The 21,553-nt window shown below is 31.3% G+C and carries 14 protein-coding genes, 1 tRNA gene, 1 other RNA gene and 1 pseudogene; 8 read left to right on the top strand and 9 right to left on the bottom strand.

The features are described from left to right. The first annotated feature begins 67 nt into the window (after positions 1-67). The 4 genes from BGS43_RS09405 to fumC are packed head-to-tail and all read left to right on the top strand — an operon-like array spanning position 68 to position 8,791. Positions 68-2,416 (top strand): nucleotidyltransferase, encoded by a 2,349-nt coding sequence (locus BGS43_RS09405; protein ID WP_096569557.1) that lies wholly within the window; start codon positions 68-70, stop codon positions 2,414-2,416. Between the two features lie 3 nt (positions 2,417-2,419). Continuing rightward, positions 2,420-4,216 carry a glutamine--fructose-6-phosphate transaminase (isomerizing) gene (gene glmS, locus BGS43_RS09400; protein ID WP_096569554.1) on the top strand — a complete coding sequence of 599 codons (1,797 nt, stop codon included), beginning with the start codon at positions 2,420-2,422 and terminating at the stop codon, positions 4,214-4,216. Between the two features lie 2 nt (positions 4,217-4,218). After that, positions 4,219-7,344: a S8 family serine peptidase gene (locus tag BGS43_RS09395; RefSeq protein ID WP_096569551.1), complete on the top strand. Its 3,126-nt coding sequence runs from the start codon at positions 4,219-4,221 to the stop codon at positions 7,342-7,344. Between the two features lie 55 nt (positions 7,345-7,399). Beyond that, the gene (gene fumC / locus BGS43_RS09390) at positions 7,400-8,791 is read left to right on the top strand and encodes a class II fumarate hydratase (protein ID WP_057033016.1); all 1,392 of its coding nucleotides are present in this window, start codon (positions 7,400-7,402) and stop codon (positions 8,789-8,791) included. Positions 8,792-8,837: 46 nt separating this feature from the next. Here the strand turns inward: fumC and BGS43_RS09385 are convergent, their stop codons facing one another. Then, entirely contained in the window at positions 8,838-9,881 is a 1,044-nt protein-coding gene (locus BGS43_RS09385) for an AI-2E family transporter (RefSeq protein ID WP_002825220.1), read from the bottom strand. A 9-nt stretch (positions 9,882-9,890) separates the two neighbouring features. After that, entirely contained in the window at positions 9,891-10,901 is a 1,011-nt protein-coding gene (ruvB, locus tag BGS43_RS09380; RefSeq protein ID WP_002825222.1) for a Holliday junction branch migration DNA helicase RuvB, read from the bottom strand. 90 nt (positions 10,902-10,991) lie between these two features. On the opposite strand from ruvB, the gene BGS43_RS09375 reads away from it, so the two are divergent. Continuing rightward, the gene (locus tag BGS43_RS09375; protein ID WP_002822448.1) at positions 10,992-11,402 is read left to right on the top strand and encodes a histidine phosphotransferase; all 411 of its coding nucleotides are present in this window, start codon (positions 10,992-10,994) and stop codon (positions 11,400-11,402) included. Then, positions 11,403-11,760: a transfer-messenger RNA gene (ssrA, locus tag BGS43_RS09370) on the top strand. It begins immediately after the preceding gene. Between the two features lie 5 nt (positions 11,761-11,765). Here the strand turns inward: ssrA and BGS43_RS09365 are convergent. After that, positions 11,766-13,850, bottom strand: coding sequence for an RNA degradosome polyphosphate kinase (locus BGS43_RS09365; RefSeq protein WP_096569545.1), 2,085 nt, complete (start codon positions 13,848-13,850; stop codon positions 11,766-11,768). A gap of 180 nt (positions 13,851-14,030) precedes the next feature. Here BGS43_RS09365 and nrfH point away from each other — a divergent pair, with 180 nt between their 5' ends. Next, positions 14,031-14,522 (top strand): cytochrome c nitrite reductase small subunit, encoded by a 492-nt coding sequence (gene nrfH, locus BGS43_RS09360; protein WP_002777782.1) that lies wholly within the window; start codon positions 14,031-14,033, stop codon positions 14,520-14,522. A 15-nt stretch (positions 14,523-14,537) separates the two neighbouring features. After that, on the top strand, positions 14,538-16,370 hold the full coding sequence (locus tag BGS43_RS09355) for an ammonia-forming cytochrome c nitrite reductase subunit c552 (RefSeq protein WP_096569542.1): 1,833 nt from the start codon (positions 14,538-14,540) through the stop codon (positions 16,368-16,370). Positions 16,371-16,881: 511 nt separating this feature from the next. Here the strand turns inward: BGS43_RS09355 and BGS43_RS09350 are convergent. The 6 genes and pseudogenes from BGS43_RS09350 to ceuB all read right to left on the bottom strand — a co-directional run bounded on the left by BGS43_RS09350 (position 16,882) and on the right by ceuB (position 21,494). Further along, positions 16,882-16,972, bottom strand: a tRNA-Ser gene (locus tag BGS43_RS09350). 67 nt (positions 16,973-17,039) lie between these two features. After that, positions 17,040-17,672, bottom strand: coding sequence for a hypothetical protein (locus tag BGS43_RS09345; protein ID WP_002799190.1), 633 nt, complete (start codon positions 17,670-17,672; stop codon positions 17,040-17,042). Positions 17,673-17,837: 165 nt separating this feature from the next. Further along, positions 17,838-18,827: an enterochelin ABC transporter substrate-binding protein CeuE gene (gene ceuE, locus BGS43_RS09340; protein WP_002825225.1), complete on the bottom strand. Its 990-nt coding sequence runs from the start codon at positions 18,825-18,827 to the stop codon at positions 17,838-17,840. A gap of 14 nt (positions 18,828-18,841) precedes the next feature. Further along, positions 18,842-19,597 (bottom strand): enterochelin ABC transporter ATP-binding protein CeuD, encoded by a 756-nt coding sequence (ceuD, locus tag BGS43_RS09335; protein ID WP_096569539.1) that lies wholly within the window; start codon positions 19,595-19,597, stop codon positions 18,842-18,844. Continuing rightward, on the bottom strand, positions 19,594-20,532 hold the full coding sequence (ceuC, locus tag BGS43_RS09330; protein ID WP_057033168.1) for an enterochelin ABC transporter permease CeuC: 939 nt from the start codon (positions 20,530-20,532) through the stop codon (positions 19,594-19,596). The genes ceuD and ceuC overlap by 4 nt, the downstream gene beginning before the upstream one ends. Continuing rightward, positions 20,525-21,494: pseudogene (gene ceuB, locus BGS43_RS09325) on the bottom strand (enterochelin ABC transporter permease CeuB). The gene ceuC and the pseudogene ceuB overlap by 8 nt, the downstream one beginning before the upstream one ends. Between the last annotated feature and the right edge of the window lie 59 nt (positions 21,495-21,553).

Genomic DNA, 21,553 nt, shown 5'->3' with positions numbered 1-21,553 from the left:
GCAAAGCCAAAATAAAAGATATTTTTGTTAAAATCTTATAAATGAAATTTTAAAAGAGAGTAAGGATTTGTTAAATAAAGAATTAGAACTTTTTAAGAAAAATCTCAATACCTATGCGCAAAACTATAGAAAATTTTTTTTAAAACAAGGATCATTTAGTCTGTATCATTCTAAAAATATGGATAATTTTTTAAAAAAAACTTATGATATAGTATTAAAGGAATGTTTTGAAAATTTTTTGCCTACAAGCGATAATATACCCTTTTGTGTTTTGGCAAGCAAAGGATATGCAAAAAATAATCTTTGCGCGAACGAAAGCATTTCTTTGATTTTTGTTTATAAGGATATTAAAGCTTATCATTTAAAACCTATGATTAAAGCTTTTATAGAGATATTAAATGATGTGCATTTGCAAATTGATTATGTGGTTTTAGAACTAAATGGACTTTATAATGCTAGCAATGAGCTTAAAACAAGCATAATAGGTGCTCGCTTTATATGTGGATCTAAAATTTTATTTAAATCAGTCAAGGAAAAATTTGACAGTATACTCCATGCAAATAAAAATGAATTTGCTCAAATTTTACTTGCTAATTTTAAAGATTTTAACCTTCCTTTTATCAAGCAAGAATTCAACATAAAAAAAGATTTTGGGGGCTTAGATCACTTACGAGCTTTAGAAAGCTTGTTAACTCTTTTTAAAAATTCCCCTAAAAATTATGCTTTAAATTTTATGGATGAAAAAAATGTAAGCGAGTTGCGCTTAGCGGCGGATTTTTTATTGTCCTTAAAATCTGCTATAAATTTGCAAAGCAATAAAGATCAAGACGAATTTTTATTTAGCAATATTCACGAGATTACAGAATTGATGTATAGAAAAGGCAAGAAAAATTTAGATGCTGAAAAAATCTTAGTGCAAAAAGCCTTGCAAAGTATGCATACTATAGGTTTTTATACCCATTTTTTAGCTTATAAAATTCAAAATGAATTACAAAATATTGCACAAAAACAATACCGATTTAAAAATTTAGCAGAAGCATTAACTTTTTTGTTGGGCTTGAAAGATCAAGATATTGCTTTTGATTTAGATTTGGTTTTTGCTCTTAAAAATTTAAGTTATGGAAAAAAGGATTTAGAGAAAGCTTTAGCTCTTTTTGAAAAAATATTTTATAAAAGACATAGTTTTTGTATTTTAAAAATTTTATTTGATAGTGGAATTTTAAAAGAATTATGCAAGCCTTTTGGTATGGTGCGTTTTTTAAGCGATGAGGAGGGGGATTATAGTTTTGATGAGCAAGCATTTTTGCTTTTAAAAGAATTTGAAAAATACGAAGATGAACTTGAGAGTTTGAAAAATTTAAATACAGATGAGAAAATGATTTTAAAATTAGTCATACTTTTAAGCGCAATTAACAATGAAAATGAAATTTCTTTAGCGAGTATATATAGGGCTTATTGTATTAAATTTAATCTAAAAAATGATATTTTTGAACTTGGGCTTAGGATTTTTAAAAATCACAATGCTTTAAAAGAGCTTGCCGAAAAAGAAGACGTTTATAATCCTATCATTATATGTGCTTTGCTTTCTAAGGTTGAAAATTTAAAAACCTTAGAGCTTTTACATACTCTTACTTGGCTTAAAGCAAAAGCTTTAAATTGTAATCCATTTTTTTATAAGGTTATAGATAGAATTTTAGAAAATGCTAAACAAGGTTTTGATGATGAAAATTTACTCGATGAAACCGCAAGGCGTGTAAAAAAAGAATTAACACTCAAAAGAACAAAGCTTTTCTTGGAGCAAAATGCTATTTTACAAGATAAGATCACTCATATAAAATCCAATCTTTTTATCATCAAAAATACTTTTGAAGATATTGTTGAAATTGCACGATTTGCAAAGGAAAATGATTTTAAATTTTGGTTTAGCAATAGCACAAATTTAAGTCTTCAAATCGTTGCTTTTAAGGATTTTAAAATAGAAATTGTTTTGACCGCTTTAGCAAATTTAAATTTAGTTTTTATGAATTTATTTGAGTTATTTGATGATAAAATTTATTTAAGATTTGAGTATGATAATATCATTACAAATGAGCAAAAAAACAAACTTTGCGAGCTTTTAAATTCAAATTTAAGTGGTTTTTCTTCAAGAAAGATCAAAAAGCCAATCATTAAAAAAGATGAGTTAAAATTGGATTTAAATTATTCTAAAATCTATGCAAAACTTAGTTTAAATACTAAAGATCAACAAGGTTTGATGGCATATATGATGAATATTTTTAACGAGTTAGGTTTGGTTTTATCTGCAGCAAAAATTCAAACCATACGCCAAAGAACGCGTAATACCTTTATTTTTCAAAAAAATGAAAATTTGGAGAAAAATGAAGAAAAATTGTTAATTTCTTTAATAAGTGAGTAAATCATGTGTGGAATTGTAGGTTATATAGGAAAAAATGAAAAAAAACATACCATTTTAAGTGGGCTTAAAGAGCTTGAATATCGCGGTTATGATAGTGCGGGTTTAGCAGTGATGAAAAATGGAGAGCTTGATTTTTTCAAAGCTGTAGGTAAGCTTGAAAATTTGGCCAATAAATGTGCAAATTTTACAAGTGAGGAATTTGGTTTTGCTATAGGTCATACACGCTGGGCAACCCATGGAAAACCTACTGAAATCAATGCACATCCTCATTTGGGTCAGTATTCTTGTGTAATTCATAATGGTATTATAGAAAATTATAAAGAGATTAAAAACAAGCTTGAAGACCAAGGAGTGAGTTTTCTAAGCCAAACAGATACAGAGGTTATAGTTCAACTTTTTGAATTTTATGCAGAAAAAATGGAAGTTTTCGAGGCTTGGAAAAAAACAATAGAAGAGCTTAGAGGTGCTTTTGCCACACTTTTAGTGAGTAAAAAAGATCCTACTCGTGTATTTTTTGCTAAAAATGCCGCTCCTTTAATCGTAGGAAAATCTCAAAATAATGAATTTTATTTTGCAAGTGCTGATACGCCTTTGATAGGGCTTTGCGATGAGGTAATTTATCTTGAGGATTTAAGTTTGGGTTATGCTAGTGAAAATGAACTTGTTATTTATGAAAATAATCAACTAAAACAAAATTCCTTTACCAAGCTTTCAGGCGATAAAGCTTATGCAAAAAAAGATGGTTTTCGCTTTTTTATGGAAAAAGAAATTTATGAGCAAAGTCGCGTAATGAGCGAGGTTTTGATGGGGCGCATTAATGGTGATGAGGTGGTTTTTGATGAGCTTGAAAATGAGGATTTAAGTACAGTTGATGAAATCACGCTTTGTGCTTGTGGAACTAGCTATCATGCTGCAATGGTAAGTGCTTATTTGTTTGAAAGAATTGCTAAAGTTAAAGCTAAAGTAGAAATTGCAAGTGAATTTCGATATCGTGAAGCAATTATAAAAAAAGATTCTTTATTTATTGTTATTTCTCAAAGTGGAGAAACAGCAGACACTTTAGAGGCTTTAAAGATTGCAAAAGAGCAGGGTGCTAAGACCTTTGCAATTTGTAATGTGGATAATTCCAATATAGTCCGTTTGGCACACTTAAGTCTTCTAACGCGCGCAGGTATTGAAAAAGGAGTTGCTTCAACTAAAGCTTTTGCCACTCAGGTTTTAACACTTTGGATGCTTGCTATTTTTATGGCACAAAAAAGAAATTTAAATGTTTCTGCTGAAATTAAAGCACTTTTGCATACTCCAAATTGCGTGAGTGTAAAACAGGCTTTACATGAAAAAATTCATCGTTTATCTAAGCGTTATTTGGATGGACATGGCTTTTTCTTTATAGGCAGAGATGTGTTTTATCCTTTGGCTTTAGAAGGAGCTTTGAAACTTAAAGAATTATCTTATCTTCACGCTGAGGGTTATCCTGCAGGAGAGATGAAACACGGCCCTATTGCTCTGGCTGATTCTAAACTTTATACTATAGCTTTAATGCCAAAGCACATGCTTTATGAAAAAACAAAATCAAATGTTGAAGAGCTTATTGCTAGGGATTCTACAGTGCTTAGCATTTCTCCTTTAGAATTTGATTTGAGTGATGATTTTATAAAAACCAATGAGCAAGATTACTATATGTGTGAATTTTTTGAAATGATGGTCATTACTCAACTTTTAGCGATGGAAATTTCCATAAGACTTGGTAATGATGTGGATATGCCAAGAAATTTGGCTAAAAGCGTAACGGTAGAATAGAAATGAGAAAATTTTTTTGTTTAACTTTAGTTTGTAAACTTTTTGCTTTAAGTGAATTTGAACTTCATAATGTCGATAAAGTACATAAGCTAGGCTATAGTGGAGATACTATTATAATAGGTGTAGCCGATGATGCTTTTAGTCAAGATCATATCAGTTTAAAGGATAAGATTTTAAAGTCTACTTATCCCACTGATACAGCTGGGCAACAGCTTATACCTGATTTGAACAAATCAACGCATGGAAGTCATGTAGCTGGTATAGCTGTAGGGGCTAAAATAGACGATACTAAGCCTTATGGAGTGGCTTATGGGGCGAAATTTTATGGAGCGGGGGTGTTTCCAGATGGCTCTTACACTCAAATTCCTGATATTTATGATTTTTTTAAAGATGTGAGTATTATTAATAATAGCTGGGGTATTAATTTTTATCCTTATTTTAATCTTAAGGCTTCAAATTCTGGATTAGTAGATTGTACTCAAACTAATCAAGGGGCAAGCTATAATATCTGTAATACTCCTTTGGAATATGTTATGAAAGCAGATAAGGTTGCTAATGATATGATGAGGCTTAGCAAGGACAAGGGAGTATTAAATGTATTTGCTGCTGGTAATGAAGGAATTCTTAGCCCTGCTTTGCATGCGATTTTACCAAGATATGATGAATCTTTAAGAGCTTGGTTGGCTGTTGGAGCTTTGGATGCAAATGAGATTACTTTAGAATCAGATGGGACTTTAATAATTAAAAGTCAAGGTTTGGCTGATTTTAGCAATGGTTTTAAGGGAGCTACGAATTTTTCTTTAGTTGCTGCTGGAGTAGATATTAATAATGTTGATTCAAAAACCAATGATAAGTTTACAAAAAAAAGTGGAACTTCTATGGCAGCACCCATGGTAAGTGGAACAGCGGCACTTGTAAAACAAAAATTCCCTTTTTTGGATGGTAAGCAAATTGCTGATATACTGTTAAGTACAGCAAATAAAAATTATAAGGCTCCAAAATTTACTGTTAAACAAGTAACCGATGGAACAAATCAACCTAAATTTCTTATTGTGTATATTTCGCAAGATCCACCTAGGATAGAAGATGAAATAAAACGGGATTTAAAACAGCTTTACAATGGAATACAAGTTCAAGTTAATGGACAATGGATTGATTATAGTGATTATATTTGGGATAATAGAGATAGTGCGCAGTCACAAAAACTTAATACTTCCACTATTAGTTCTATTAATGGAGTAGTTAGAGTTGAAAAAGAAGAATTATTTGGACAAGGAATTTTAGATGCACAAAAGGCGTTAAAAGGACTGAGTATTTTAGATGCAAACAGACTCAGTGATCAGGATGTATTAAAATATGAGCAAGAACCTAATACAGCTTATTATACTATAAACACTGCAGGTTATGATGCTGAATTTTCTAATGATATTAGTCAAAGAAAATGGGATGAAAGTACTCATTTATCAAGTGCTATTAATAAACCTACACATTTAGCTAATCTTAACATAGGATTATCTAAAGAAGGTGAAGGTATTTTGATTATCAGTGGTCAAAATACTTATGAGGGTGCAACTTTAATCAAACAAGGAGAATTAAAACTTAAAGGAAAAGTTAAAAATAATGCTTATGTAGAACAAAAAGCAATATTAAGCGGTAATGGTATTGTAGGGCAAAATTTAAACAATAAAGGCATAGTTAGACCTGGAAATGAAGATTTGAATGATTTAACCGTGCAAGGAACTTATACTCAAGAAGGAGTTGACTCTAAATTGCAACTTGATTTTGGTAATTATAAAAATTCTAAACTGATTGCAAAAACTTATGATATTAAGAGCGGGAATTTAGAATATATTCCTTTACCTAAATACTATATCTTAAATAAGCCAGTGAAAATTAATTTAGGAGATTTGGAAAAAAGTTTATCATCTTTTAATCATGTTTTGATACAAAATACCTATGCTTTAAATTTTGATTTTGTTTTAAGTGATGATTTAGTGAGTATTAATAAAACCTTAATAAAACCTAATTTAAAGCCAAATGCTTACGAAATTCCTAATACAAGCTTGGGAAATGCTTTAAGACAATTGCGATCTAGGGCAGACTTGAGTCAGACTTATCAGGAATTTTTTGCTTCTTTAGATAATGGAATAGATGTAAAGACTAAATTAAATAGAATAGAAGGTTCAGGGTATTTAAGCACTTTTAGTAATCATAATCAATCTAATTTAATGCAAAATAATATGTTATTTACCCTTCATCCTCTTAATGTTAATAATTTTGCACAAAACAATAATATCTTACTTGCTAGTACTTATTTACCTAGAATTTTTAGCAATGAAGAATATTTTTGGCATCTTACTCCAAGTTATAAATACTATAAAGATAAAGATTTTTCAGGTCAAAAAACAGGTGCTAATATCTCTTTAGGAGAAAATTTCTCATCAGGCTTTTTAGCTTATGCTTTATCTCTTTCTAGCGCTAAATTTAATTTTAATAATGGTAGTGATTTGAAGAGTTATAACATGGATTTATTGCTTAATTATAACCATGATTTAGATTTTATAAAAATATTAAGTGGATTAGGTATAGGTGTAGGATTTAATACTCTTAATCGTTTTGTAGTAGAGCAGCCAATTGAAGGCAAATATAAAACATTGCAAACTTCAGCCCAGCTTGGTGTAACTAAAGATATTATTTTAGGTCAAGATTTTATTTTTAATCCTTTAATGTATTTTACACATAGTTTTTTTTATCAAGAAGATTTTAAAGAAAATAAAAGTCCTTTTGCTAAAAATTATGAAAGTTTAAAACATCATAGCATAAATGCAAATTTAGGTTTTAATCTTGCTAAAAATATAGAGCAAGATGATTATCAAGCTTCTTTTTCTACTTTTGTAATTTTTGAAAAAAGAATTTATGGAAGAACTTTAGAAAATAAGGCTAGTTTTGTTGATTTTCCTATTGCTTTTATTCAAAAATATAAATTAAAAGATAATATTTTAAGTCAAGGTTTTAATTCAGAATTTTTATATAAAAACAATGTATTTTGGCAGTTTATGTTAATGAATAGATTTTCTCATAATGCCTATGAATTGCATTTAATGAGTTCAGTGGGAAAACGTTTTTGAAAGTATTTATTTTTTTAGCTTATAATAAATAAAATTTTAATCAAAGGAAAAAATTATGGAATACAGAGTTGAACATGATACCATGGGTGAAGTTAAGGTCCCAAATGACAAATATTGGGGAGCTCAAACTGAAAGAAGTTTTGAAAATTTCAAAATCGGTTGTGAGAAAATGCCAAAGGTTTTAATCTATGCTTTTGCAAATCTTAAAAAATCTTTAGCTTTGGTCAATAACAAACTTGGCAAACTTGATGATGCTAAGAAAAATGCTATAGTTCAAGCTTGCGATGAGATTATCGCAGGTAAATTTGATGATAATTTTCCACTTGCAATTTGGCAAACAGGTTCAGGCACGCAAAGCAATATGAATATGAATGAAGTTATTGCAAATCGTGCTACTGAAATCATGGGCGGGGATTTTCGCAAAGAAAAGCTTGTGCATCCAAATGATCATGTTAATATGAGTCAAAGTTCAAATGATACTTTTCCAACAGCTATGAGTATAGTTGCAGTTGAGCAAGTAGAGAAAAAGCTTATCCCTGCACTTGATGAGCTTATTGTAACTTTTGAAAAAAAAGTAAAAGAATTTGATGGTATTATCAAGATAGGTCGCACGCATTTACAAGATGCTACTCCACTTACTCTAGCACAAGAATTTAGTGGATATCTTTCTATGCTTTTGCATTCAAAAGAGCAAATTATCGCTTCTTTACCAACCTTAAGAGAATTGGCAATAGGCGGAACAGCGGTGGGAACAGGACTTAATGCTCATCCAGAACTCAGTGAAAAAGTGAGCGAAGAGCTTAGCAAGCTTATAGGTACAAAATTTGTTTCAAGTCCAAATAAATTCCATGCTTTAACAAGCCATGATGCTATTAATTTTACTCATGGAGCTATGAAAGGCTTGGCTGCAAATTTAATGAAAATAGCAAATGATATCAGATGGTTAGCTTCGGGTCCTAGATGCGGACTTGGTGAGCTTAATATCCCTGAGAATGAACCAGGAAGTTCTATCATGCCAGGTAAGGTTAATCCTACACAATGTGAAGCTATTACTATGGTTGCGGTTCAAGTGATGGGAAATGATGCAGCTATAGGTTTTGCTGCAAGTCAAGGAAATTTTGAACTTAATGTATTTAAACCTGTGATTATCTATAATTTCTTACAAAGTCTTGATTTACTTGCTGATTCTATGCATTCATTTAATATTCATTGTGCTGTAGGTATAGAGCCAAATCGTGAAAAAATAGAATACAATCTACACAATTCTTTAATGCTAGTGACTGCATTAAACCCACACATTGGATATGAAAATGCTGCTAAGGTAGCTAAAAATGCACATAAAAAAGGTATTTCTTTAAAAGAAAGTGCTATGGAGTTAGGTTTGGTTAGCGAAGAAGACTTTGCTAAATTCGTTGATCCTGCTAAAATGATAGGACCAAAAGCTTAAATCTAGCTTGATGTTTCTCTCTTACGCGAGAGAAACATTTTTTATTTTAAATTAAATTCTTATCTTTTAAAATCATATAAAGTCTTATTGTTGAAATAAAAAAAGTTAAAATTGCAGGCCCTAAAATAATACCCCAAAAACCAAAAGTTGAAATTCCAGCTATCATGGCTAAGAAAATCAAAAGTTCATTGATTTTAGTGGGTGTTTTTACGAGTTTTTCATTAATCCATTTAATGATTAAAGGCTTAACTAGGGTATCAGCGATAAAAGAGATAACAACAACAGAATAAATAAAAATAACAAGTGCAGAACCAAGACCGCTTGAAGCAAATTCATAAAGACTTATAGGGATATACACCAAAGCTCCACCCAAAGCTGGTATGAGAGAGCTTACAGCAAAAATTACACCCATTAAGATGGCATCATATCCATAAAACATAGCAATGATGCTAAAAAGTGCCCCTTGAAGTATGGCGATAATGATCATAGAATAAAGCACCACAGCCATAACATTACCCACTTCGCTTAAAATATCATCAAGTTCTTGTTTGTCGATAGGAATAACGGATTTTATATAGATTACTAATTCTGTTCCATATAGATTAGCAAAAAAATAAAATATACAGATTAACACCATATCTATAAGAAATTTAGCTCCTGATTTTGTAAAACTTGAAGCATAATTTAAAATTTGTTTAGAAATGCTATTTAAGTCTATAGAAGCTAGAAATTCTTTGATTTTAGGTTCTAAAAAGCTAAGGCTTTCAGGCAAGGTGAATTGATAGTTTTTGACATAATCAAGTGTTTGTGTAACTAAATTAATATCAAAATTCTTTAAAGCTTTGGCAAGTTCTATCATAGCATAAACAAAAGGTGCAAAGAAAAGCAAAACCATACAAGCTGTTGTAAGAATGGAAGCTAAAAATTTATGTCCTTTAGTAAGATTTAAAAATTTTGCATTGATGTTTGAGGTAGCTACCGCCATTAAACTAGCTATGATAATTACAAGTAAAAAACCTTTAAAAAGATAAAGTAAAAGGGATAAAACCACTAAAATAAAACAGATAAGAAAAATTTTTCCAGTTTGCATTTTTTTCCTTCAATTTTCATCAAATAAAGTTTGTTCGTAATTAAGCTTAAGTACACTAAAACTTTTTGTACTTGCTATACGACCTTTGGCAGTGCGTTCTATGTAGCCATTTGCAAGCAAATAAGGTTCGATTACATCTTCAATAGTATTTTCATCTTCACTCAAAGCTGCCGCTATGCTAGAAAGTCCTATAGGCTTTCTTTTAGCCTCTGTTAAAAGCTCTAGATATCTTAAATCCATCGCATCAAAACCAAGCTCATTGACACCTAAAGAATTTAATGCTTCTTTAGCCCTTTCTTTGGTGATTGTTTCTTCGTCATTTACATCTGCAAAATCTCTCACTCTTTTTAAAAGTCTAAGTGCGATTCTAGGGGTAGAGCGACTTCTTTTGGCAATCTCAAGTGCAGCTTCATTTTCACAGCTTTTATTGAGCTTTAGTGCAGCTTTTTGAAGTATGATAGCAAGCTCTTCATCTTTATAAAATTCAAGTCTAAATTGCATTCCAAAACGATCTCTTAAAGGATTGCTAAGCATTCCTGCACGGGTTGTAGCACCAATAAGTGTAAATTTAGGCAAATCGATTTTTATAGTTTGTGCTGCAGGGCCACTACCGATGATGATATCTAGCCTATAATCTTCCATTGCAGGGTAAAGTACTTCTTCAATAGCAGGGCTTAAGCGATGAATTTCATCGATAAAAAGCACATCTCCTTCGCTTAAATTGGTTAAAATTGCAGCCAAATCCCCGCTTTTTTCTATCATAGGTGCGGCGGTTGTTTTAATATTTGCACCCATTTCATAAGAAATAATATTAGCCAATGTGGTTTTGCCAAGTCCTGCAGGCCCACTAAAAAGTATATGATCTAAACATTCATTGCGTTTTTTCGCAGCACTGATAAAGACATTTAAATTTTTTTTAATGCTTTCTTGACCTATATAACCATCAAAATTTGAAGGACGCAACGAAGTTTCGTAAGTTTCATCAAAGGAGTATTTTTCTATTTCTACTATTCTATCCATATCTTTGCTTATATTTTGGAAAAATTAAAATAAGATTTTAGCTAAAATTTGCTAGAATTTACATTAAACTTTAATGATTATGGTTTAAAAATGGGAATTTTAACAAAATTAGAATTAGATTACGAAATCGACGACATAGAAAAATTTTTACAATTTTTTAGAACCATGTGCGATAGGTTTGAACCTTTAATCATCAAGCTTGGAAGCGATAGCGTGCGTTATAAAGAAGCCATAAAAGAGCTTGAAACTTTGGCGCATAATACCGCTTGGGCAGCAAGACGCTTAAATCTTGAAGAAGTGACTGATTTTTGTGTATTTTGTGAAGAAATGATGGCTCAAGCCAATCGTTTTGATGGGCCTGCTAGTGATGAATTTACAGATTGGATGCTTTTAATGAGCGATCAGTTTGAAAAATATTGTCGTTCGTATGAAAATGATGATTCTGTTTTAGCGGTTTTTAATCCTTTAATTGTTAATGTTCCAAATATTATTTCTAAATAAGGGAGCGACTTGGCTTCGACAGGAGTAAGTCTGCTTAGATGGCATGTCGCTTTGGGCAAAGCGTAAAAAGCCCAAATAAAATTAAACGCAAACAACGTTAAATTCGCTCCTGCTTACGCTAAAGCTGCGTAAGTTCAGTTGAGCCTGAAATTTAAGTCATACTATCTAGCTTAATTTTCGGTCATTTTTGATAGTGTAGATTGAAAATTGACAACTTTTAATCGAAGTTAAAGTCTTAGTCTAGCTTGAAATTTTGGAAGGTGAGTTTAGCTAGATGAAGTTTTCACCTTTGCTAAACATGTAGAAGTCTTTGTGGGGTTATTTTTGGACAGGGGTTCAATTCCCCTCGCTTCCACCATTTTATCAATTTTCTTTAAAAAGCTTAGAAGCTAGATAAGTTGCGCGACTTTGATCCGCATCCTTTTTAAGAGTTTTATAGATTTTACTGACATATTCTTCTAAAATTTGTTGTGAGTCAATCACTTTTTCATTACTAGCAACTTTTGCATATTCTCCATCATTTTGAAGTTCATAAGCAAGTAAATTATCGCTGAGTTGCAAGCGCAAGAATTGTGCTAATTTTGCCTTACTTCTTTCATCATATATAGGAGTCATAAGTTCTAAACGACGCTCTAAATTTCTTGGCATCCAGTCCGCACTTGATATAAAATAATTTGGCTCACTGTGTTTAAAATAAAACACCCTAGCATGTTCTAAATATTTTCCTATAATACTTCTAACGTGTATGTTTTTGCTGAATTCTTCATTAGGTTTTAAACAGCAAATTCCACGCACGATAAGATCGATTTGAGTTCCTTTTATACTTGCTTCATAAAGAGCTTTTATGATATCGCTATCTACAAGAGAATTCATCTTTGCAATGATAACTCCTTCGCTTCCTTTGCTTGCCTCTAAAGCTATCATTTCTAGAATTTTTTCTTTGATTTGATTTGGACTCATAGAGAGAGTTTGAAGGCGACGATTTTTGCTAAAACCTGAAAGTATATGAAAAAAGCTTGTTGTATCTCTTGCAAATTCAACTTTGCTTGTAAAATAACTCACATCAGTGTAGATTTTAGCACTGCTTGCATTGTAATTTCCCGTACTTAAATGCATATAAAATTTAAGCTTATCGCCTTTTTTGCGTATAATTTGAGAAACTTTGGCATGAACTTTAAAGCCAGTGATTCCATAAATCACATGAGCTCCAGCATTTTCTAAAGCTTTTGCCCAGTGAAGATTGTTTTCTTCATCAAAGCGAGCTTTAAGCTCTACCATAATTGTAACTTGTATCCCATCGCTTGCTGCATCGATTAAGGCTTGGACTATGTTAGAGTTTTTTTCTACTCTATAAAGAGTCATTCTTATAGAAATAACCTCAGGATCTTTGCTTGCTTCTTTGATGAACTTATAAACAGGATCAAAGCTTTCAAAAGGTTGAATGATGAGTATATCTTCTTTATCTATCGCATCAAAAATGGATAAATTTTCATCAAAAGGCGGTAAGGTTTTAGGTGTATAAAGCGGACTTAAAAGATGAGTAAAGGTTTTATTGCCAGCAATTTGCCAAAGGCTAGGAAGATTTAACAAGATAGAATACTCATAAACATCCTTGTGGAAAATTTTCATATGAGTATTAAGAAATTCTACGATTTGTTCATCTGCACCCTTTTGAATTTGTAATCTTACAAAAGCACCTTTTCTACGAAGTTTTAAGCCTTGCTCTAATATCATCATAAAATCATCAGCTTCTTCCTCTTCTATCACCATATCTGCATTTCTAGTTACCCTAAAAGCAGCTGAAGCAAGGAGTTTGTAACCTGGAAAAATTTCTTCTGTATGTTTTTCTACTATACTTTCAATTGGAACATAAACATTGGCACTCACTTCATAAAAACGAGGTAAAACTCTTGGAATTCGAATCATTCCAAATTTGATAAGCTCAGGATGGGTTTTATCACAAATTTTAACCGCCAAAGAAAATGAAAGATTATTTAGGTGCGGAAAAGGGTGAGTTGCATCCACAGCGATTGGAACGATAACAGGAAAAATAGTAGAGAAAAAATATTCGTCACATTTTTGTTTGAGGTTGTTGTCTAAATTTTCATAATTTTTGATAAAAAGATTTTCTTTTTCAAGATCGCTTATAATTTCATTAAAATAATGCTCTAAAAGATCTTTTTCTTTGTGAAGATATTTGCGTATAGCTTTTAATTGCTGCAAAGGAGACATCTCATCATTACTGCTTATATTAACTCCAGCTGAAAAAAGTTGTTTTAATCCGGCAACGCGTATCATATAAAATTCATCCAAATTGGTACAATATATAGCTACAAATTTAAGGCGTTCTAATAAAGGCAACGGACGCGAACATTGATCTAATACCCGTGAGTTAAAGCGTAGCCAAGAAAGTTCTCTATTTAAAAACATATTCGGATTTGTTTGCATTAAAACTCCTTTTTGCGTTATTTTAACATTTATTTTTGAAAATAATGAGTTTTTTAGAGAAATAAAATTCAAAATTTTTATTCCGGTTAATTAAGAGTAAATATATCTTTAAATTTATCTTAAAAAGCTATATGTTAGAATAACAATTTCATTTATTCTGAAAGTTTAAGGAGGAAAATTTTGAAAAAATCTTTGAATCTTTTTGGTATTTTTCTTGTTTTGCTTTTTGTGTTCTTTGCGGTAGGATTTTATACCTTTTATAATGCAAAAGGTACATCTTACTTAAGTAATGCAAGTGAATCTTGTAACAATTGCCATATTATGAACGAGGTTTATAATGAATATATGGCAGGGCCACATGCACAAAAGGTAAAAGGAGAAGCTAGGGCAACCTGTGTTGATTGTCATTTACCTCATGGTTTCTTGGCTAAGTGGATAGCTAAAGCTGAAAGCGGTTTAAATCATGCTTATGCTTTTACTTTTAAACTTGATGAGCTTCCTACAAATTTGAGTGCAACTGAAAAAAGCAGGAATATGATACAAGATAATTGTGTTCGTTGTCATGCTGATTTTGCTCAAACAGCTATCAATGCTACAACAAATCCACATGCGGACAAATCTTTAAAATGTGCTTCTTGTCATCAAGATGTGGGTCACAAACATGGAATTTAATTAAGGAGAAATTGAATGAAAAAAAATTTTTTACGCTTAGCTATCGTTGTTTTAGTTTTGCTTATAGTGGGAGTTTTATGGCTCAATAATGATATAAATCAAAAAAAAGAAGACGAGGCAAACAAAAATGCCATTGCTGCAAATGCGGATTTTTCTTTACTTAGCGATGATAATCCAAATTTTGAAAGATGGGGAAAGGTTTTTCCAGAGCAACTTAAAATGTATTTAACAGTTGAAGAAGAAGAGCCTAAGGCTACAGAATTTGGCGGTAACTTATCTTATTCAAAACTTATTCGTTTTCCTCAACTAACAATACTTTGGGCTGGATATCCTTTTAGTCTTGATTTTAATGAAGAAAGAGGGCATTTTTGGGTTCAAGTAGATCAAATGAAAACCGCAAGAAATAATAAAGATTTTCTTAATGCTCACGGACTTAAAGCATTTAAGGGTCAGCCAGCAGCGTGTATGAATTGTCATAGTGGATGGACTCCATGGCTTATTAATAATGTTGCTAAAGGGGATTTTGTAGCGTTTAACTCTACAAATTATTGGACTATGATTAAAAATGTTCCCGCTGTTGATGGTATAGTAGAAAATTCTCCAGAGCACGCAGGACCACATGGTGGTAAGAGAATGGGTGTGACTTGTGCAGATTGTCATAATCCAAACGATATGAGCTTAAGACTTACTCGTCCTGCTGCAATTAACGCTTTAGTTGCTAGAGGTTATGAAAAAGATCCAGTACAAGGCGTAAAAGCCACAAGAGAAGAGATGAGAACTTTGGTTTGTTCACAATGCCATGTTGAGTATTATTTTAAACCAACAGGCGAAAAAGTGAAAGCAATGGGCGAAACCATTGCTGATGATAGTTCTAAAAAATGGTGGGATGGCACTCAAAAAAATTATGATGAATATGAATTTTGGAGAGATGGTAATCAACCAAAAGAAATCGAAGCTAATGGTATCATGTTAACATTCCCATGGAATGAGTGGAAAAAAGATCAGCCTTTTAGAATTGAAATGTTAGATGATTATTATGATAAAGTTCGCAATGTATTTGGTGCGGATTTCACTCATAAATTAACAGGTGCGCAAATCATTAAAATTCAACACCCTGAAAGTGAGCTTTATAGTGGTGGTGTGCATGCTGCTAATGGAGTAAGTTGTGCGGATTGTCATATGCCTTATGTTAGAGAAGGTGCTAAGAAAATTTCTCAACACAATATCACTTCTCCATTAAGAGATATTAATTCTGCTTGTAAAACTTGCCATAAACAAAGCGAGGATTATTTAAGAGCTCAAGTTCGTGATATACAAAATAGTGTAGCACATGATCAAAGAACAGCTGAATATGCTATTGTTAGCCTAATCATGGATACTAAAAAATTGCGTGATGAGTTAGGCAATATGGAAAAATTCCAAACTGATGGTAAAGCTGATGCAAGCAAGATTAGTGAAGAACTTAAAGAAGTTTTAGAGCTTCACCGCAAATCTCAAATGAGAGCTGATTTTGTTAATGCTGAAAATTCAACAGGTTTCCACAATCCTCGTGAGGCTTCAAGAATGCTTTTACAAGCTGTAGATATGGCTAAAACAGGACAAATTAAACTTATAGAAATTGCTAATGCTAATGGCATTAATGATTTTAAAACTTCAAATTTAGGTTTTGAAGATATGCAAAAATTTAATCCTGGAGAGCTTTATTATAAAGTAGATGTTAATGGACATAAAGCAGGAGAGCGTTATTATGGTGATGAAATAGAAGTAAATGGTAATCCTCCAAAAGAACTTTTAGAACACGATAAAAACCTTGCTCCGTATAATTATCAAGTAATTGATAAAAAATAATTCTTAAAAGCCCTATATTTTAGGGCTTTTTTATATCTTTCAAAATAAAATCTTATAATTTTTATCTGTTTAATGTTTTTATATTTTCTATGCTTTTAAGCAGTAAATTTTTATAGATAAAAGTCTATGATTAATTTTGAGTTGTTTAGTATACACGATAAGATGGATTTATAAAAAATATAGCACTTGCTTAAGAAAAACGACAAAAATAATTTTTATAGTTTTTTAAAATTAGAATTTAAATCAATGCTTCTTTGCTTTAAATAGATCGTTTTTAAATGAAAAATAACCGATTTTATTATTGGATTATACGAAAAAAGCTCATTTATTTTAGATGGATAAAGTATAGAAATTTTTATTTTTAAAGCTTGCGTTATTTGGTTGAAAAATAAGGATAAAATTGAATTTTATTTTATTGATTAAGAAAAAGCTTTATAAAGTTTATTTTTGAAATGCAAATAATATATAAAAGGTAATTAAAATGATAGTTGATAGTTTTTTTGAAAGTCAGTGGCGGACAGAGAGGGATTTGAACCCTCGAGACCCGATTAAGATCTGCACCCTTAGCAGGGGTGTGGTTTCAGCCGCTCACCCATCTGTCCAATAAATTAAAGTGTGATTATATAAAAAATTAGATAATACCTAGCTTAAAAAAGCTAGATAAAAAAATTAAAGACTAAGATAAGCTAAAAGTATAGTGATAACAACCCCAGCTCCAAGTGTTGCAAGCTGTTTTTGTCCATCTTTTTTGCTAGCAAATAAAGTAATGATAAGTCCTGAGATATAGAGTAAAAATAAAGCAATACCAAAGCCTATGCTAAGCACAGAAAAATACCACGCCCCTTTATCTTTATGAAGCATGATCATATCGCCTAACAAAGATCTAGTTTTAAGAGTTATTACATACTCATTTTGAGCAACAGGAGTTATATTGGCGCTATAATGTGCTCCACCTATAGTTATTTCATTGTTTTTACCTTTGCCAGCTTTGACATTAGCAGGAGCTGCATTGGCATTATGGTGTATTCCGCCCATATTCGCCCCCTTGCCTTTGCCTTGAGTAGCTTCAGCGTCAGATGGAACTTTTAAATTGTTTTCTTGTAAGTATTGGATGAGTGCATCTTTTTCTTTACCAGGTTCTATATTTTTTACAAGTTTATAAGTTTCTACCTTTAAACCCGTATCTTGATCGGCTCCAAGGATATAAGCAATCCCTGTAAGTGCAAAAAGTACAGCACAGGGTAAGAAAAATAAACTCACATAAATGTGAATTTGTCTAAATAATTTGTTTTTGTTAATCATTTTCTCTCCTTTTTGATTATCAATTTGTATGGTATTTTGACAAAAGAATGTGAAGCGAAAGTGAATTTTTTATAGTGGATATAAACTTAAATTTGTTTAAGATTTGTACTTGATAGTTGGATTTGGATAAGAGAATGTAAGAGAACAACTTCTCTTACATAGGGTTTATTTAATAGCGTTTGTTACTTCTAAAATCATGGTTTTTAATGATTCTAAGCCATTGCCACTTGCTAGATACCAGTATTCAGGATCAAGATAAATGATTTTATTATTTGTAGCAGCGTTGGTTTTAGTTACAAGTGCATTATCAAGTATGCCTTGTGCGCGTTCTTTATTGCCCACAATGATATTTCTATCAACTACAAATAGATAATCAGGATTTTTTTCTAGTATAAATTCAGAATTAATGCTTTTTCCATGTGTGCCTACTTTTACATTTTCATCCACAGCATTGATTCCTAAAACATCATGAATGATTCCAAAGCGAGATTGAGGTCCAAAAGCGGAAATTTTGTTAGAATTGGTTAGAACAATAAGAGCTTTTTTATCTTCATCTACTATGCTTTTTGCTTGTTCTATCTCATTTTTAATATCTGCAATTTTTTCAGAAGCTTCTTTTTCTAAGCCATAAAGTTTTGCAACACTTAAAATATTGTTTTCAAAAGAGCTTAAGAAATTTGCATTATCAAGTCCTACAAACATAGTTGGAGCAATTTCTTTTAATTTTTCATAAAATTTGCTTTGGCGTCCGGAAATGATAATAAGATCAGGTTTTAAAGCATTAATAGCTTCAAAATCAACTTGTTGAACTCCACCTATACTAGGCTTGTCTTTAAATTGCTGTAAGTATTTTGGCAAGTTTTTAGCTGGAACTCCTGCAACTTTATCGTTAAGTCTTAGGGCATGGAAAGTATCTAAAATTCCAAGATCTAAAATCACAACTTTAGAAGGATTTTTTGGAATTTTGTTTTCACCTAGGCTATCTTTTACTAAAAAGCTATCGCCCTCATCACTCATACTAATAGGTATAACCTTTACCGTAGTGCTAGTTTTTATTGCAGTGCTTGCGTTGTTTTCATTGGATTTAGAATCGCAAGCTGTTAAAATTAGACTTAAAAAGAATGCAAAAAATGCAAAAACTAAAGATTTTTTCATATATTCTCCTTTATTTAGAAATAAATACAAATTTTTTTCCCATCAATCTGACTTACAGGGATATCCATATCATAAATTTGTCTTAAAACATCTTCTTGGATGATTTCATCTTTTAAACCCTGTTTTAAGAGTTTTCCATTTTTTAGGGCTATGATTTCATCAGAATAAATCGAAGCAAAATTGATATCATGAAGTACAACGGCTATGCTTTTATTAAAGTCTTTTACTAAATTTTTCATAAGTTGCATGATTTGTACGCTATGTTTCATATCAAGATTATTAAGAGGTTCATCAAACATGATAAATTCAGTATCTTGAGCGATAATCATTGCTATAAAAGCTCTTTGTTTTTGTCCCCCACTTAAGCTGTCTAAAAATTCATTTCTTAGAGTGTTAAGTCCCATATACTCAAGTGCTTCATCGATTTTCATTTTATCGTTTAAATTAAGTCTTCCTTGAGAGTGTGGAAAGCGTCCAAATGCGACCAATTCTTCAACTTTTAATCTTAAATTAATATGATTTTGCTGTTTAAGAATGGAAATTTTTTGCGCAAGATCTTGTTCTTTGTATAGTGCTAAATTCATGCCATCGATATAGATTCGCCCACTATCGGGTTTGATTAAACGACTTGCAAGAGCTAAAAGAGTAGATTTTCCTGCTCCATTTGCCCCTATAATGGAAGTAATTTTTCCTTTATGAAAATCGATACTAAGATCTGAAATGATAGCCTTTTGATCGTAGCATTTGGTGATATTTTGTAATCTTATCATAGTTTATTGCCTTTTAATACAAGATAGATAAAATATATTCCACCTAAAAAATTGATAATAACGCTTATGGTTGTATTGTAATCAAAAATTCTAGAGACAAAAAATACTCCCCCAAGTAAAGCTAAAATGCTAATGAGTATGCAAGCAAGTAGTAAAATGCTATGCTTTGCAGTTTTAAAAAGTTCGTAAGTGATATTTACTACTAAAAGTCCTAGGAAGGTGATGGGACCCACAAGTGCTGTGCTAATAGAAGTTAAAATAGCAATTATTATCATAAGATGTTTTGAAATTTTTTGATAGTTTATCCCTAAATTTATGGATAAATCCTTGCCCAAGCTTAAAGGGTCTAAAAATTTCATATAGCGAAAAATCCAAATAAAACTAAGCAAAGTTACGATATAAGCAAGGGCTAAAACATCAAAAGCTACATTATCAAAACTTGCAAACATTCTTCCTTGGATAATCATAAATTCATCGGGATTGATAAGAATTTCAAAAAAAGAGCTTAGCGTGCTAAAAAGTGTTCCAAAAATCAAACCTAAAAGCATGATAAGATAAATACTTTTATCACTGCTAAAAAGAATTTTATAAAGTCCTAAAGAAAATACAACCATACAAGCTAGAGTGATTAAAAAATTAATATCATTTCTATATACACTCAAATTTGCAGAACCTAAAGAAAAGACAAGGGCGCTTTGAAGAAGCATATATAAAGAATCCAAGCCTATGATGGCAGGGGTTAAAATTTTGTTATTGCAAAGAGTTTGAAAAATCACAGTTGATACAGCTATACAAATAGCCACTATAACAATAGCTGCGATTTGCAAAAAGCGATTTTTTAATGCGTATTCATCAAAATCTTTTAAACCTGCAAATACAAAAACAAGTGCCATTATAAGGGTTAAAAAAGCTAAGATTAAGATTTTTTTACGCATAAGTTTTCCTTTTGAGTAAAAGAAAAATAAAGATCAAAGAGCCCAAAACACCTGTGGTTATACTCAAAGGCATTTCAAAAGGAAAAATCACAAGCCTTGAGATAATATCGCAAATAAGTAAAAATAAAGCCCCGCATAATGCTATATAGATAAGATTTTTCTTAAGATTATCCCCGCGATAAATGGCAACAAGATTAGGAATGATAAGACCTAAAAAAGGTATAACTCCAACGCTTACAATCACTACGCTAGTGATAATAGAAACTATTATTAAGCCTAAAAATAAGATTGTATTATAAGAAACTCCAAGATTTAAAGCAAGATCTTCTCCCATACCTGCTATAGTGATTTTATGGGCTAGAAAATAAGCAAGTATAAAAAGCGGTAAAGAAATATAAAGCAATTCATAATTTCCCTGCATAACATTTGCCATACTGCCTTGTAGCCAGCCTTGGATATTTTGTATATAATTTAAAGCATAAGCAAAAAAAGTGGTTATAGCATTTATAATCCCACCAAACATTAAGCCTATCAAAGGCACAAAAATCACATCTTTAAGTTTAATTTTTCTTAGAATCTGAATAAATATAAAAGAACCTAAAAGAGCAAAAATAGATGCGATGAGAGCTTGAGTAAAAAAAAGAAGCTCCTGCAAAAAATATTAAAGAAATCAAAATGCCAAATTTAGCACAATCCATAGTCCCTGCGGTAGTTGGGGAAACAAATTTATTTTGCGTGAGTTGTTGCATGATGAGTCCGCATATACTAAGACTCATACCTGTAAGTAAAATTGCAATAAGCCTTGGAATTCTTGTAAGCAAAATGATTTCAAGCTGGGTAGCGCTGAGTGAAAAAATATCGTCTAAATTGATACGAATAACCCCTATAAATAAGCTTATCATTCCAAAAACAACAAGTAAAATTAAAAGAATATTTAAACTAAACAAGTGTTTAAAAAGCAATTTTTTCCTTATAGTAATAATAATTATCAAAAATAAAATCGTATTTTAAAATAAAATAA

The sequence above is a fragment of the Campylobacter sp. 110 genome (assembly GCF_002383965.1).
Lineage (GTDB): Bacteria > Campylobacterota > Campylobacteria > Campylobacterales > Campylobacteraceae > Campylobacter_D > Campylobacter_D coli.
This window is presented reverse-complemented; position numbering and strand designations above follow the sequence as displayed.